Here is a 15577-nt window from a genome sequence, read left to right as displayed (position 1 = left end):
CGCCGGCGCGCCCGAGGCGGCGGCCGGCGACGGGTTCAACGGGTGATGCGCTTGGCGGCATCGTCCAGGGCGGCGTCGACGTCCTGTCGCCCGGAGGTGATGTTGGTCAGCGCGGCGGCCATGGATGACCAGAATGCCCCCATCTCCGGCACGTTGGGCATCGGCTCGCCCATCTGCGCGTTCTCGAAGGTCGCCTTGATGTGCGGATTGCTCGACAGCTCTTCCATGTAGGCGGTGTTGGCCACCGCACCCAGCGGCACGTCGGCGTTCACAGTCTTCAGGCCGTCGACCTCGAGCAGGTAGTTCTCGAGAAACTCCACGGCCAGGTCCTTGTTCGGGCTGGCGGCGTTGAGCAGCGCGGCGGCGACGCCGACGAATGGCTTGCCCGCCTCGCCATCGATGGCGGGGATCGGCGCGACCCCGAAATCGATGCCGCTCTTCTCGATGTTCGACCAGGCCCATGGGCCGCTGATCATCATCGCCGAGTCACCCTTGTTGAAGGCTGCCTCGGCCACGCTGTAATCGGCACCCTTGGGCATCACGCCCTTGTCGATCAAGTCGCGCAGCACCTGTGCACCGGCCTTGGCGCCGGCGTTGTTGACCCCGGTGGATTTGACGTTGTAGCCGCCGTCGGTCTGCTCGAACACATAGCCGCCCTTGGCCGACAGCAGCGGCCAGGTGAAGTAGGTGTTGTTGTAGTCCCAGAGGATGGCGCGCTTGCCCTGGGCGGCGAGCTTCTCGTTCAGCGCCAGGACGTCGTCGAAGCTCTTGGGCGGAGTATCGACCAGGGCCTTGTTGTAGATCAGGCCGATGGTTTCCACCGAGATCGGGTAGCCCCACAGCTTGTTGTCGTAGGTCACCGCCTGCCAGGAGAAGTCGGCGATACCGGACTTGGTCTCGGCGCTGGGGGTGACGGGGGTGAGCAGACCGCTCTTGGCCCACTCGCCGATACGGTCGTGGGCCCAGATGAAGATGTCCGGGCCGTTGCCGGTGGCCGCCGCCTGCTGGAACTTGTCGGTGGCGCTGTCCGGGTGGGCCACCTCGACCGGGATGCCGGTCTCGGCGGTGAACCGCTTACCGACCTCGGCCAGGCCCTTGTAACCCTTGTCGCCGTTGATCCAGACGACCAGCTTGCCTTCCTCGATCGCTGCCAGGGCCGGCAGCGGCAGGCTGAAGGTGGCCGCCAGGCCAATGGTGGCGAGACACCAGAATTTAGTGTTCATGCTTCGCGTTCCTCGTGGCTTCTTGTTTTTTGTTCCACCCGCTGCCGGCCTTTGGCTCTGGCAGTCGTTCCATCCTCGGCACCTGACGCGCCATCTGCATCCTCCCCTTCGGGGGCACCGAGGGCGTAGAAGCGGGGCGTAGATCGTTCGGCTCAGCTGCGCGAAATACGCCAGGTGATTCAGGCTTACGCCTATACCTGGCTGGCAACGCGCGGTCAAATGTGGCGAAAAAGCACAATGGAGCTTCTCGATGCGTGCTAACCGCCTGCCTGCCCTGCTGCCGCTGCTCTGCTTCGCCCTGCCGCTCTCCGCCCTGGCTGACCCCGAACTGGCCGCCCGACTGGACGACCAGCCGCTGGCGCTGAGCTGGAATGCGCTGGCCAGCGACCGTTACGACATCGAGCTCAGTCTCGCGCCCGGCCAGTTGCAGTTGCGCATGCCTCAGGCCGGCGACGAGGCCGTGCCGCTCGCGCCCTTTCGCCGCCAGCCGCTTGGCAGAGACAGCGCCTACCGCTACGAAGTGCCCGAGGCCGGTCGCTATCGGCTGATCGTCGAGACCGGCGCCGCGCCGGCCCTGCGTCTGCTGCCGATCAAACCCGCCGCTCCGGTGGCAGCCGCCGCGACCTGCAAGCCCTGGGATGGCCGCGAGGTGGAGCTGGCGGTCAGCGAGGTCTTCGGCGAAGGCGAGACCCTGCGTGACGCCTTGTCCGGCGCCACCGCGGTGGTCCGCGACGGCCGGGTCAGGCTGCAACCCGCCGCCGGCAGTGACGGTCTGCTGCTGCTCGAACGCGCCGAATCGCCCGAGCAGCCGATCACACGCGACTGGCGCAACGCGATCGTCTACTTCGTGCTCACCGACCGCTTCGCCAACGGTGATCCAGGCAACGACCGCAGCTATGGCCGCGAGCCGGATGGCGCCGAGGAGATCGGCACCTTCCACGGTGGCGACCTCAAGGGGCTGACCAAGCGCCTCGACCATATCGCCAGCCTGGGCGTCGATGCGCTATGGATCAGCGCGCCCTACGAGCAGATCCACGGCTGGGTCGGCGGCGGCGATCGCGGCGACTTCCGCCACTACGGTTACCACGGCTACTACGCGCTGGACTTCACCCAGCTCGACGCCAACATGGGCAGCGAGAACGACCTGCGTGCCCTTATCAGCGAGGCCCATGCCCGCGGCATCCGCGTGCTGTTCGACGTGGTGCTCAACCATCCGGGCTATTCCACCCTGCAGGACATGCAGCAGCTCGGCTTCGGCGCCCTGCGCGACGGCATGGCCGAGTATCTGCCCGAGCAGTGGAGCGCCTGGCAGCCGGAAGCCCACGAGAACCTGCACGCCTACCACAACCTGGTGGATTACGAGCACCCGAGCTGGGCCGCCTGGTGGGGCCGTGACTGGGTCCGTGCCGGCATCGCCGACTACGACACGCCGCCCAGCAGCACCGTCGATCCACTCAAGGGTTCGCTGGCCTTTCTGCCGGATTTCCGTACCGAGTCCGAGGCGGTCGTCGCGCTGCCGGAGTTTCTCGCGCACAAGGCGCAAACCCGTGCCGAGCCACGCGAAGGCTACCGGGTGCGCGACTACCTGATCGAATGGCTGACCGGCTGGGTCCGCGAGTTCGGCGTCGACGGCTTTCGTGCCGACACCGTCAAGCACGTCGAGCCGTCGACCTGGGCCGAACTGCGCGTGGCGGCCGAGCGCGCCCGCGCCGACTGGGCCCGCGCCAACCCGGACGACCCCATGGCCGGCGAGCCTTTCTGGATGGTCGGCGAAGTGTTCGGCCACGGCCCAGAGGCCAGCGACTATCTCGACCAGGGTTTCGATGCGTTGATCAACTTCGCCTTCCAGGATCAGGCGCTGGCCGCCAGCGACTGCCTGGCCGCCGCCGAGACCAGTTACGCCGACTACGCCAGGCGCCTGGCCGAGACGCCCGGGCACAACCTGCTGAGCTACGCCTCGTCCCATGACACGGCGCTGTTCAACCAGCTGGCCAAGGGCGACCTGGCGCACCAGCGCGGTCTCGCCGCCGCCCTGCTGCTGGCGCCCGGCGCGGTGCAGATCTACTACGGCGACGAAAGCGCCCGCAGCTTCGGCCCCAGCGGTTCGGACCCGTATCAGGGCACGCGCAGTCCGATGAACTGGGCCGAGCACCAGCGACCCGAGATCGCTGGATTGATCGAGCACTGGCAGCGGATTGGTCAGTTCCGTACGCGCCATCCAGCCATCGGCGCGGGTGAACACAAACTGCTTTCTTCCGGCCAGCCCTATGCCTTCGCCCGCGAGCTGGGCGAGGACAAGGTCATCGTGGTGCAGGCCCGATGAGTACCGCATCCCTGACCGCAGCGGCACGGCGCCAGGCCCAGCTGGCCTTTCTCGCCAGCGGCACCGAGTTTCGCCTGGGCCGCCCGGAGGATTGCCCGCTGCCACCGGAACAACTGGCGGCGGTGCGTGGCGACGAGCCCTGGGTACGCGCCTGCCTCGACGACGGGCTGACCGCTCGGGTCTACCGCGTGCAGCTGGCCGGGCGCGACTGGGCGCTGAAGGTCGCCCGGCGGCCCTGTCGTGTGCAGAACCCGGACGGCCAGGCGAGTTTCCTCAACGAGCTGCAGCGCCGCCGCGACCTGGCCCGGCTGATGCGCACACCGGAGCAGGCCGAACGCCTGGCCGGCGTCGTGCCGACGCAGTACGCCTCGCTGCAGCAGGGCATCGTGCTGTCGCCCTGGGTCGAAGGCCGGCGCATCGAGCGCTGGGACGAGCGACAGCTGGTCGAGCTGTTCGACCTGCTGATCGCGCTGGTACTGGCCGGCCTGTTCGAATGGGATCTGGCGCCAGGCAACACCCTGGACGATGGCCGCATCCGCCTGTTCGATTTCGGCTACCTCTACCCCTTCGACCCGCTGCGTCAGTACAACAGCGACGGCCTCGCCTCGCCGGGGTTTCATCCGGCCGAACGCTTCGAGACGCGCCAGCTGTTTGCCTGCCTGTTGCGGCTGGAACAGCAAAGCGAGGCCTGGGCACTGGCCGATTTCGAGCTGGAGAAACGCATCGCGCTGGATGCCTACCAGCGTCTGCATCGAGAGCTGACCGCCCGCGGCGCAAGCGAGACGGTATCGGGCTGGCTGAGCGACCTGATGCGTGGCTGGCGCAACGCACTGGCCGGCGATCCGGGCGGGCTGTACCTGCAGGAGGCCTGGCGCTCGCACTGGCTGGACGTGAAGGACGACCTCAGCGGGCAGAGCTGCACGCCACTGACCCTGCAGCGCCTGGCCTGGCTCCGGGATAAAGCCACTACCCTGCATGCCGACCTGCTCGCCAGCGGCGCACTGGCCAACGCGCGCAACCCTGGCCGCGATGCCTTGCTCGATGAGTTGCGCCAGGCCGAAGCCCAGGCGATTCGCTGGCAGCTGGGCGATACGCAGAATGCCGGATAGCCGTGAGTGACGCGCCGCGGACCCGACGGAAGCTGACTGACCGCAGAGCTGCGTTGGTGGGTTGATGCCCACCGAGCCTGGAGCGGCGCGGCTGCGCACATAGATCTGGACCGAGACCGGTCAACAAAAAGCCCGCCTCACATCGGCGAGGCGGGCCGTCGCTACCGCTTGCGGCTAGAACCGCCCCGCCGTGGTGGCACCCTCGGTGGGCTTCACGCTGTTGTTGGCCCCGCCCTGCCATTGCCGCACCTGCGTTGCATTGGCCTCGTTGCGGATCAGGCACTTCCATTCCACGTTCTGGCCGGCCGGCAGCGAGATGCGGCCTTTCCAGGTCGGGTAGCCGCTGGTATCGGTCAGCCGCACCGCAGAGGCCGGACTCCAGTTGCCGAGCTGGCTGACGTTGCCCACCGCGTAGACGCTGTCGCCGGGTTGCGTCACACCGTTGTCGCAGCGGAAGTTCACGCTGACCAGGGCACCGGGCTCACCGCCGCCATTGTCACCGCCACCACTGCCGGCGCCGGTCCGCCAGACCCGCACCTGGCCATTACTGGTATTGACTGCTTCGCTGAAGCTGCCGCTGGCGACCTGGCCGGGATTGCTCAGGTTGGAATTGAGCGCCACCACCAGGGTCTGCTGACTGCCGGTGACGGTGGCGACGAGGCCGCTGTAGCCGCTGTGGAAGCTGATCGCTGAATCGGCACGCACGCCAGCGGCGCGACGCACCTGGATCAGCTGGCGGATGAAGTCGCGGTAGCCCCAGTCGTACATGTGCGACCAGTACACCACCGGCGTGCCGGGGCTGGTCAGAATGTACGCGTAGGCCTGACGGATCAGCCCGTCCTGCAGCGGCCAGTGATGCTGCCCACCGTTCTGCCCGGGCGAGTAGCCGGTGTCGTGGTTGTCGACAAAGGTCACTGCCACCTCGCGCCAGCGCGGATCGGGGTTGCCGTTAAGGCCGTTCTTCCAGTCGGCGATCGAGCCGTTCTGCATGCGCTCCTTGAGGGCGAAGTCGAACACCGGGCACTTGGCCCGATCGGACCAGTCCTTGATGATCTGCTGCCAGCTCGCCGTGTTGCGCCAGTCCCAGCTGGGATATTCAGAAGGGCCTTTCCACAGCTCGCCGACGCAGAAGCTGTTGTCGGCACTGTCGGTCATCCAGCTGTTGACCCGCTCCGGGGCGAAGCCGCGGACGAAATCGAAGCGGAAGCCGCCGGCGCCGTACTGGCTGCGCAGGTTGGCGAACTCGTCGCGGAACATGCCGTAGACCTGCGGATGACCGGTATTGAGGTCGGCATCGCCGCCGACGAAACGATCGCCGTCGTCGCAGTCGTTGGGGTAGTTGCCCGGGTCGGCGCAGTCGTTGCGCCAGAAGCCCTGGCCAGCCGGCAGGTTGATTTCCTTGTTCGGGTAGCCGCGGTTCATGTGGTTGGGCACCACGTCGTAGAGCACCTTCACCCCGGCACCGCCGAGCGCACCGGCCGCCTGACGCAGCTGGGCATCGCTGCCGTAGCGGCCGTTCTTGTTGAAGTCGTGCCAGAAGTAGCCTTCGCCGCCGCCGGACTTGCCGCCTTCGCTCCAGCTGGAGAAGTCACGCCAGGGCACCGGCATCCAGATTGCCGAGAAGCCGTCGGCCGCGATCGTCGAGGCCTGTTGGCGGAGGATGTTGTACCAGTCGTTGGGCGCTTCGCGGACGACGTTCCAGTGGAAGCCCTGGAGGATGATTTCGTCGCCGCCGTGGTAGCGCACCCCGGCCGGGCTCTTGCCGGCCTGATCGGCCAGTGCGGGAAACGGCAGCAGGACCGCCGCCAATACGGCGGCACGCAGGATGTGGCTCATCGCAATACTCCGGTTCTTGTGCTTGTTCGGGTATCCGACGGCAAGGCCGCCGGACGAGGATGAACGCCGGCCGGGTCTTCGACCGGCACCCGCAGGCTGCCCCTGCACGCCCCCGCCACCAACCTCCCCCGCCCAGTTGCAGGCGGCGTAGTGGCCAGGCCGAAGGCCCCTGGCAATCATCTGCGCCCTGCCGGGCGTAGCCCCGCCCCGGGGATTACGCCGCACTCATCCTGATTACGCCCTCGAGCTGCGCCAGCGAAATCTCTGGGCGGGAGGATGCCGCCAACGGAGCCATCCCCGAGGCTTTCGCCACCGAGCTGCGCCCTGCGACACGCAGCGAAGGCGTGATCGATTCGGCATTAACAAGAAAAACAAGGACCTCGTCATGAAGCACACCGCGCCCCCCCTGTTCGTCCTCAAACCCGCCTGCCTGCTTGCCGCCCTGCTGGTCGGCGGCCCGGCCCTGGCGGTCGATTTCCACGGCTATCTGCGTTCGGGCGTCGGCGCCACGGCCGGCGGCGGCGACCAGGCCTGCTTCCAGGCTGCTGGTGCACCGGCGAAATATCGCCTGGGCAACGAATGCGAAACCTACGCCGAGATCGGCCTCGGCCAGGAGGTGTGGAGCGAAGGCAACCGCAGCTTCTACGTCGACAGCATGATCGCCTACCGCTCCGACCAGGGTAACGACTGGGAAGCCACCGGCACCGACACCAACGGCGGCGAGAACAACCCCTTCGACGAGGCCGGCACCACCTCCATCCGCCAGTTCAACGTGGTCGGCAAGAACCTGATCCCGAGCCTGCCGGGCGCGGCGATCTGGGCCGGCAAGCGCTACTACAAGCGCCACGACGTGCACATCAATGACTACTACTACTGGGACGTCTCCGGCCCCGGCGCCGGTATCGAAGACATCGACCTGGGCTTCGCCAAGGCCAGCGTCGCGTGGATTCGCAACACCGACGGCGACTGGGTCTACCAGGGCTCGGGCACCGGCACCAACCTGGCCAACGACACCCTCGACTTCCGCCTCGCCGAGATCGACGTCAACCCGGGCGGCAAGCTGGAGATCGGCTACGACTACGGCAAGGCCAACCTCACCGACGAGCAGGAACGCGACCCCGGCTACCAGGACCAGAAGGGTCATCTGGTCACCCTCGAGCACACCCAGAGCAACTGGTTCGGCGGCTACAACAAGCTCGCCCTGCAGTACGGCACCGACGGCATCATCGGTAGCAGCGGGCGCAACAGCACCGGCAACAGCGACGGCAAGATGTTCCGTCTGGTCAACCAGGGCGTGGTCGGCCTGACCGACAACATCGAGATGATGTACGTGCAGATCTACGAGGACCGCGACTTCGACAACGACTCCGGGCAAACCTGGGCCAGCTTCGGTGTGCGCCCGGTGTACAAGTGGAGCGACGTGATGAGCACCGCGCTGGAGTTCGGCTACGACCGGGTCGATCCGCAGGCCGACGGCGAGCGCACCCGCGACCTGAAGAAGCTCACCCTGGCCCAGCAGTGGTCGGCCGGCAACAGCTTCTGGGCGCGCCCGCAGATCCGCGTGTTCGCCACCTACGCCCAGTGGGACGGCGGCCGCTATCAGGCCGCCAGCGAATCGATCGATGCCGGTGACGATGACGGCATCACCTTCGGGATCCAGGCCGAGGCCTGGTGGTAACCCGCACTGGCTGAACGCCGTTGCGCGCAACGGCAGGCTTTCCGCTCCCACCGTCCAGACGGTGCCTTTTGCCCCGACTCTGGCAGGTCGGGGCATTTTTTATCCGGAGAAGCACCATGCATCCTCTCTCTCTTTTCGCCGCCGGGCTGATCGCCCTGGCACTCGCCGGCTGCAGCAGCGAGCCGCTGCGCCGGGTCGACGCCCTGGCCGCCAGCCCGGCCCCGCTGCAAGGCTCGGTCGAACAGGCCCGTGCCGCGCTGGCGGCCGCGCCGTCCTGCTGCAACGGCCTCGACCAGCTGCCGTACGAGCCCCTGGAGGCAGGCTTCAGCGGCAACGTCGTGATCGACAGCCAGGCACCGGCCTATGCCTTCGAGACCGGCAAGAGCTTCTTGCGCGCCTTCAAGCTGCCGGCCGGCGGCCCGTCGTTCGAGCTGCGCCTGTACAGCCAGGCCGGCAGCAGCGTGCTGGCACCCAATGCCATGCTGCTGGACAGCCGCATGCGCCCGACCCGCCTGCTGGATGCCGACGACTTCGTCTACGTTCCGCCAACCGGGCTCAAGGGCGACAGCCTGGACGCGCGCCTGCGCATCGATCGCTCGCAGCCCGAGCATCCAGGCAACGAGCGCTACCTGATCCTCTACACCAGCGAGGCGCAGATGGCCGGGCAGACCGTCCTGCAACATCCGGCCAAGGCCTACGCCAAGGCGCTGGGCAACGAACCGCCGAGCATCCCCGATCCGGTGGCGCAGCACTCCCCGGTGGGCGTGATCAAGCTGGTGATGATCCCCGACAGTGCCGCCGGATCGAACGCCAAGGGCTACGTACCGGGCTACAGCATCGGCCAGGAGATGGGCAACGAACTGCCCACCGCGCCGGCACCGACGGTGCTGCCGGAAACCTCGGCCTACTATCGCCAGGCGATCGATGCGGCGCTGGCGCAGAAGGACCTGGAGCGCGCCCTGCGCCTGGCCGACGAGGCCGCGCGCGTCGGCGACACCCAGGCGAAGCAGCATCTGCTGCAGCGAATCGAGATTCGCTGACACGGTCGGCAGCAACGGGTGGATGGGTGAAGTGCCATCCACCCTGCGACGGCTCCCTTGGGCTGGGCTTCAGCGCCGCAGAGTGGAACCCTCAGGACGACCGGCCCTGCCTCAGGCGGTCAATTTCAGCCCCACCAGCCCCGCCAGCAGCAGCACCGCGCTCAGCAACCGCGCGGCCGAGGCGCTTTCGCCGAAGATGACGATGCCCAGGGCCACGGTGCCCAGCGCACCGATGCCGACCCATATCGCATAGGCGGTACCCACCGGCAGAACCTGCATGGCGCGGGCGAGGAGGAAGAAGCTGGCGGCCATGGCCACCAGGGTGAGCACGCTCGGCAGCGGGCGGGTGAAACCTTCGGAAGCCTTGAGGCCAATGGCCCAGCCCACTTCGAGCAGGCCGGCGATGATCAGCATGATCCAAGCCGAATGCATGACGATGACTCCAGCAACGGCAGGGCCGTCCCCGCATGATTCGACACGCCCCGGGTCGTCCCGCGGCGGATGCGACCCTAGCACAGTCGCGCACCGTTTTGGACCACTCACAGCGCCCGTTGATCAGTAGCGTTCCTAAGCGAGGATATGCCGAACCATCGGAGATGCCTGCGGTGGATGGGTGAAGCGTCATCCGCCCTACGAGTCCCGCGTAGGGTGGAAAACTGCAAAGCATTTTCCACCTCGGATAGCGGACAGATGTCCCTGCTCAGGCCACCTCATGCCCGCGGGCCGCTTCGCTCAGGTAGAACCAGGCGGGACGGTCCAGCTCCAGTTCGGCGCCCAGCAGCGCCTCCTCGATCCGCTCCCAGCGCAGGCTGCCGAGGATCGGCAACGGCCGGCCGGGCAGCTGCCGCAGCCAGGCCAGCGCCACCTGATTGGCCGTGGCGCCCACATCGGCGGCGACCTCACTGAGTGCGCTGCACAAGCGCTCACCGAAGCGTCCACCGCCCATGGGCGACCAGGCCAGCGCCTGCAGGCCGGCTGTCTGCAACGCATGCAGGCTGCCATCCCACACCCAGTGCTGGGCCTGCAGTGACAGCTCGATCTGGTTGCAGCGCAGCGGCACGCACTGCGCCAGTGCCTGGCAATGCAGGATGCCGGCGTTGGACAGCCCCACCCAGCCGACCTTGCCGCTGGCGACCAGTCCGTTCAGCGTCTCGGCCACCTCGTCGACCTGCAGCAGCGGGTCCGGGCGATGCAACAGGAAACCATCGAGTCGTTCCACGCCCAGCCGCGCCAGGCTGTCGTCCACCGCCCGGCGCAGGTAACCGGCACTCGAGTCGTAGTGCTTGACCCGCCAGCGCGAGCAGTCCTGTCCCGCCGGCACGATATCGGCCTTGCCGATGATCTGCAGGCGCTGGCGCAGTCCCGGTGCCTGGCGCAGGGCCGCACCGAAGTGCGCCTCGCATTGCCCGCCGGCATAGATGTCGGCATGGTCGAAGCCGTTCAGCCCGCGCTCCACACAGCGCTCGATAAAGCCCAGCAACGCCTGGGGCTCACCCAGCTCGGGGTATTCCAGCAGGCGCATCATGCCCAGCAACAGCGGCTGGGCGAGCACGGGTGCGGCCATCGTGGCGCTCCGTCAGAAGATGTAGTCGGTGGTCAGGAAGCTCGACTGGCGGTCACGAATGATCCGGTCGACCAGCTCCTTGTTGGCCTCGTTGAAGCGCGTCGCCACCAGGGTACGGATGGAGAACACGCGCAGGGCGTCATGTACCGACAGCGTGCCCTCGGCGGAATTCTTGCGACCGTTGAACGGATAGCTGTCCGGTCCGCGCTGGCACTGGGCGTTGATGTTGATGCGCCCGACCTGGTTGACGAAAGCATCCACCAGCCGGCCTACCTGCGCCGGGTCGTTGCCGAAGATCGACAGCTGCTGGCCGTAGTCGGAGGCGGTGACGTAGTCGATCACCTCCTGCAGGTCGCGGTAGGGCACCACCGGCACCAGCGGGCCGAACTGCTCTTCGTGATAGACACGCATGGACGAATCCACCGGGCTCAGCACTGCCGGCTGGAAAAAGGTCTGGTGCGACTCGCCGCCGCCGGCGTTGATCACCCGCGCGCCCTTGCCCACGGCGTCTTCCAGCACCGCATGCAGGTAATCGGTCTTGCCCGGCTCCGGCAGCGGCGTCAGCGCCACGCCCGGCTCCCAGGGCATGCCCGCCTTGAGCGCGTTGACCCGCGCAGCGAAGCGTTCGAGGAAGCCATCGAGCACCGCCTCATGCACGAAGAGGATCTTCAGTGCGGTGCAGCGCTGGCCGTTGAACGACAGCGCGCCGGTCACCGCCTCCTCCACGGCATTGTCGAGATCGACCTGCGGCAGGACGATGCCCGGGTTCTTCGCATCCAGCCCCAGCGCGGCGCGCAGGCGGTGCGGACGCGGGTGCAGTTTCTTCAGGTCGGCCGCGCCCTTGTGCGTGCCGATAAAGGCGAACACGTCGACCTTGCCGCTGGCCATCAGCGCGCTGACCGTCTCGCGACCGCGGCCGTAGATGACGTTGATGACCCCGGCCGGGAAGCTGTCGCGGAAGGCCTCGAGCAGCGGGCGGATCAGCAGTACGCCGAACTTGGCCGGTTTGAACACTACGGTGTTGCCCATGATCAGCGCCGGGATCAGCGTGGTGAAGGTTTCGTTCAGCGGGTAGTTGTACGGCCCCATGCACAGCGCCACGCCCATGGGCACGCGGCGGATCTGCCCGAGGGTGCCCTGCTCCAGCTCGAAGCGGCTGGAGCTGCGGTCCAGTTCCTTCAGCGCATGGATGGTGTCGACGATGTAGTCGCAGGTGCGGTCGAATTCCTTCTCCGAATCCTTGAGGTTCTTGCCGATCTCCCACATCAGCAATTTGACCACCGCCTCGCGCTGCTCGCGCATACGCGCCAGGAAGGCCTCGACATGGGCGATACGCTCGGCCACGCGCATGGTCGGCCAGGCGCCGCGGCCGTTGTCGTACGCCGCGACCGCCGCATCCAGCGCCTCGAGCGCAGCGTCGGCATCCAGCAGCGGCGTGCTGCCTAGTACGACCTGGCGCTCGCTGCCGTCCGCCTCGCGCAGGAACACCGGGCTGCGCACTTCGGCCAGCGGGCCGTGCCACTGCCGCAGCTCGCCATCGAGCAGATAGTCGCGCTGCTCGACCGGTGCATCCGGTTGGTAGGCAGCGGGAATCTCATCGAGACGGGGAAACAGCTCGGCAAGCGGGCGCGCGGTAGTCATGGAACCTCCAGGTAGCGAATCGGGATGATCGCGGCAGGCCCCACGCCCACCGCGACGGGGTCGGACGGATTACAGCTCGCGCTGTTCGGCGCGCTCGGCACGCAGATCGAAGTCGCGCGGCAGTTCGGCAGGCGCTGCGCTGTCCAGCGCCTGCAGGGCCTGGCGCGTGGCGCTTTCGATGGCGTCCCAGTCGCCGGCACGCACGGCCTTGGCATCGACCATCCAGGTGCCGCCGACACACATCACGTTGGACTGCGCCAGGTAGTCCCTGGCGTTGCGCGCGTTGACGCCACCGGTCGGACAGAAACGGATATTGCCGAACGGCCCTCCCAAGGCCTTGAGCGCGGCGACGCCGCCACAGACCTCGGCCGGGAACAGCTTGAAGCGGCGGTAACCCAGGGTGTAGCCGAGCATGATTTCCGAAGCGCTGGCCACGCCCGGCAGCAGTGGCAATGGACTTTGTAGAGCGGCATCCAGCAGCTCGGCGGTGCTGCCCGGAGAGACGATGAATTGCGCACCAGCGGCCTCGGCCTCGGCCAGCATGGCGGCATCCAGCACGGTGCCGGCACCGACGATCAGCTCGGGGCGCTGCTCGCGCAGCAGGCGGATGGCACTCAGGCCCAGCGCCGAGCGCAGGGTGATTTCCAGCACCTTGAGGCCACCGGCGGCCAGGGCGTCGGCCAGCGGCAGGATGTCCGCCTCTCGCCCGATGGTGATCACCGGGAGGATGCGCGCGGCACTGCACCACTGGTCGATCAGGGCGATCTTGTCGGTCATGCTGACGGCGCGGGTTTGGGTAGATGTCATGGAAGATTCCTTGCGGCCTCAGGGGCACCAGTAGATTTCGAGGGGACGGGCGAGGAAGGCGCGGATCGGCATCGCTTCGTAGGATTCGCCGGCCAGGGCCTGGTTGAGCGTGGCCAGCTTGCCCGGGCCGTGCAGGGCGAGCAGGGTCAGCCGCGCGCTGGCCAGCAGCGCCAGGGACATGCTCAGGCGCTGGCGCGGTACGCTCGTCGCCTGCATCGGCAGGCAGCGCCGCGCACCACGCGGGTCGAGCGCTGCTTCCAGGTTCGGGCTGTCAGGGAACAGCGAGGCGGTGTGGCCGTCCTCGCCCATGCCCAGCACCAGCACGTCGATCGGCGGCAGTTCGGCCAATACGGCGTCGGCGCGTTCGGCGGCCTGCTCCAGGCTTGCCGCGCTCTGGTACAAGCCAACCAGGCGCGCCGCAGCGGCCGGGCCCTGCAACAGATGGCGGCGCAACAGGCCTTCGTTGCTGTCGGAATGGCTGACCGGCACCCAACGCTCGTCGGCGAGGCTGATGGTGACCTTGGCCCAATCCAGCTCCTGCTGCGCCAGGCGCTCGAAGAAGGCGATCGGGCTGCGGCCGCCGGACACTACCAGGGTCGCCGCACCGCGCTCGGCGATCGCACTGCGCAGGGCGTTGCTCACCGTCAGCGCCAGTTCGCCCGCCAGCTGGTCGGCGTTGCCGAGGCTGAAACCGAGGGTCTGCACAGGCAGATCGAGATTAGAGATCGTCATACCAACTCCTGCCGTCACGGCTGATCAGGGCAATCGAGGCAGCCGGTCCCCAGCTGCCTGCTGCGTAGGGTTTGGGAGGCGCGCCGACGCGTTGCCAGCCGTCGATCAGCTGGTCGCACCACTTCCAGGCGTATTCGATTTCGTCCTTGCGCACGAAGAGGTTCTGGTTGCCCTTCATCACTTCCAGCAGCAGACGCTCGTAGGCGTCGGGGATGCGCGGGCTCTTGTAGGTTTCCGAGAAGTTCAGCTGCAGCGGGCCGCTGCGCAGCTGCATGCCCTTGTCCAGGCCCTGGTCCTTGGTCATCACCAGCAGCGAGATGCCCTCCTGCGGCTGCAGGCGGATGATCAGCTTGTTGCCGATCAGCTGGCGCTGCTCGGGGGCGAAGATGTAATGCGGCGGCGCCTTGAAGTGGATGACGATCTGCGACAGCTTCTGCGGCATGCGCTTGCCGGTCCGCAGATAGAAGGGCACACCCGCCCAGCGCCAGTTGCAGATCTCGGCCCGCAGGGCGACGAAGGTCTCGGTGTCGCTCTGGGTGTTGGAGTTTTCCTCCTCCAGATAGCCCGGCACCTGGCGCCCGAGGATGCTGCCAGCCACGTACTGGCCGCGCACCAATTGCTGACCGAGGTGCTCCGGCGCAATCGGCGCCAGCGCCTTGAGCACCTTGACCTTCTCGTCGCGGATGCTGTCGGCCGAGAGGTCGCTGGGCGGGTCCATGGCGATCAGGCAGAGCAGCTGCAGCAGGTGGTTCTGGATCATGTCGCGCAGCTGGCCGGCTTGGTCGAAGTAGCCCCAGCGGCCCTCGATGCCGACGGTTTCGGCGACGGTGATCTCCACATGGGAAATGTGGTTCTGGTTCCACTGCGTCTCGAACAGGCTGTTGGCAAAGCGCAGGGCGATGAGGTTCTGCACCGTGTCCTTGCCCAGGTAATGATCGATGCGATAGGTCCGGTCTTCCGGGAAGAAACGCGCCACCGCGTCATTCACCTCGCGGGACGACCCCAGGTCATGGCCGATGGGCTTTTCCAGCACGACGCGGGTGCGCTCGGCCAACCCCGACTCCGCCAGCCCGGCGCAGATCGCACCGTAGACGGAAGCCGGCGTGGCGAAGAAGGCGACGATACGTTCGGCCTGGCCGGCCTTGTCCGCCAGCGCGGCGTAATCCTCGCGGCGGCCGAACTCCATGCTCAGGTAGTCCAGACGGGCCAGGAAACGCTGCAGAACGCTTTCCTCGAGTTCGCGCTCGGCCACATGGCGACGCAGGTGCTCGGCGATCAGCGCCAGATGCGAAGCCGGCTCGCCGCCGTCGCGGGCGAGGCCGAGAATGCGGGTGTCCGCCGGCAGCAGGCCGGCACGGTCGAGCTGATAGAGCGCGGGAAACAGCTTGCGCAAGGCCAGATCACCGAGGGCGCCGAACAGCGCCAGGGTGCAGGGTTCGACAGATAATGGCGTCATGATGTTTGTTCTTCTACTAACACTGCACTATGAATACACGCGAAGCCGCGTTTATTCAAGGATGATGTAGTAATAAAAACAACATTTAGCCAGAAAAGGAGATTCCGGTAGTCGCTCCGCAGCCCGCTCAGTAGCATAGGGCACCTCTGACCCGCCGCATCAGGATCG

12 protein-coding genes are annotated in these 15577 nt (G+C 67.2%); 4 read left to right on the top strand and 8 right to left on the bottom strand.

All coding sequences use genetic code 11. The annotated features are described in order from the left end of the window. Nucleotides 1-35: 35 nt before the first annotated feature. Entirely contained in the window at nt 36-1223 is a 1188-nt protein-coding gene (malE, locus tag P5703_RS02810; RefSeq protein WP_045633478.1) for a maltose/maltodextrin ABC transporter substrate-binding protein MalE, read from the bottom strand. 250 nt (nt 1224-1473) lie between these two features. Here malE and P5703_RS02805 point away from each other — a divergent pair, with 250 nt between their 5' ends. Together P5703_RS02805 and P5703_RS02800 are read left to right on the top strand one after the other, a co-directional pair. After that, nucleotides 1474-3546, top strand: coding sequence for an alpha-amylase (locus P5703_RS02805; RefSeq protein ID WP_151320284.1), 2073 nt, complete (start codon nt 1474-1476; stop codon nt 3544-3546). Continuing rightward, nucleotides 3543-4655: a protein kinase family protein gene (locus P5703_RS02800; RefSeq protein ID WP_151320285.1), complete on the top strand. Its 1113-nt coding sequence runs from the start codon at nt 3543-3545 to the stop codon at nt 4653-4655. The genes P5703_RS02805 and P5703_RS02800 overlap by 4 nt, the downstream gene beginning before the upstream one ends. Nucleotides 4656-4829: 174 nt before the next feature. On the opposite strand, the gene mta is transcribed toward P5703_RS02800, so the two are convergent. Then, complete coding sequence (gene mta / locus P5703_RS02795) at nt 4830-6491, bottom strand: glucan 1,4-alpha-maltotetraohydrolase (protein WP_061373048.1); 1662 nt, start codon at nt 6489-6491, stop codon at nt 4830-4832. 385 nt (nt 6492-6876) lie between these two features. On the opposite strand from mta, the gene P5703_RS02790 reads away from it, so the two are divergent. After that, entirely contained in the window at nt 6877-8169 is a 1293-nt protein-coding gene (locus P5703_RS02790) for a maltoporin (RefSeq protein WP_014597653.1), read from the top strand. Nucleotides 8170-8285: 116 nt separating this feature from the next. Continuing rightward, nucleotides 8286-9209, top strand: a complete 924-nt coding sequence (locus P5703_RS02785; RefSeq protein ID WP_019407048.1) for a MalM family protein — start codon at nt 8286-8288, stop codon at nt 9207-9209. A 111-nt stretch (nt 9210-9320) separates the two neighbouring features. Here the strand turns inward: P5703_RS02785 and sugE are convergent, their stop codons facing one another. From sugE to zwf, 6 genes are all read right to left on the bottom strand, one after another. Continuing rightward, on the bottom strand, nt 9321-9641 hold the full coding sequence (gene sugE, locus P5703_RS02780; protein WP_014597654.1) for a quaternary ammonium compound efflux SMR transporter SugE: 321 nt from the start codon (nt 9639-9641) through the stop codon (nt 9321-9323). 268 nt (nt 9642-9909) lie between these two features. Further along, nucleotides 9910-10773 (bottom strand): aldo/keto reductase, encoded by an 864-nt coding sequence (locus P5703_RS02775; RefSeq protein ID WP_125856455.1) that lies wholly within the window; start codon nt 10771-10773, stop codon nt 9910-9912. A gap of 12 nt (nt 10774-10785) precedes the next feature. After that, entirely contained in the window at nt 10786-12414 is a 1629-nt protein-coding gene (locus P5703_RS02770; RefSeq protein ID WP_125856454.1) for an NADP-dependent glyceraldehyde-3-phosphate dehydrogenase, read from the bottom strand. A 69-nt stretch (nt 12415-12483) separates the two neighbouring features. Then, nucleotides 12484-13221: a bifunctional 4-hydroxy-2-oxoglutarate aldolase/2-dehydro-3-deoxy-phosphogluconate aldolase gene (locus tag P5703_RS02765; protein WP_125856453.1), complete on the bottom strand. Its 738-nt coding sequence runs from the start codon at nt 13219-13221 to the stop codon at nt 12484-12486. Between the two features lie 18 nt (nt 13222-13239). Continuing rightward, nucleotides 13240-13953: a 6-phosphogluconolactonase gene (gene pgl / locus P5703_RS02760; RefSeq protein WP_102838600.1), complete on the bottom strand. Its 714-nt coding sequence runs from the start codon at nt 13951-13953 to the stop codon at nt 13240-13242. Then, nucleotides 13940-15409 carry a glucose-6-phosphate dehydrogenase gene (gene zwf / locus P5703_RS02755; RefSeq protein WP_279641569.1) on the bottom strand — a complete coding sequence of 490 codons (1470 nt, stop codon included), beginning with the start codon at nt 15407-15409 and terminating at the stop codon, nt 13940-13942. The genes pgl and zwf overlap by 14 nt, the downstream gene beginning before the upstream one ends. Between the last annotated feature and the right edge of the window lie 168 nt (nt 15410-15577).

It is taken from the genome of Stutzerimonas sp. FeSN7 (assembly GCF_030263795.1).
Taxonomy (GTDB): Bacteria; Pseudomonadota; Gammaproteobacteria; order Pseudomonadales; family Pseudomonadaceae; genus Stutzerimonas; species Stutzerimonas stutzeri.
The sequence above is the reverse complement of the archived record's forward strand: the minus strand, read 5'-3'. Positions and strand labels throughout refer to the sequence as shown.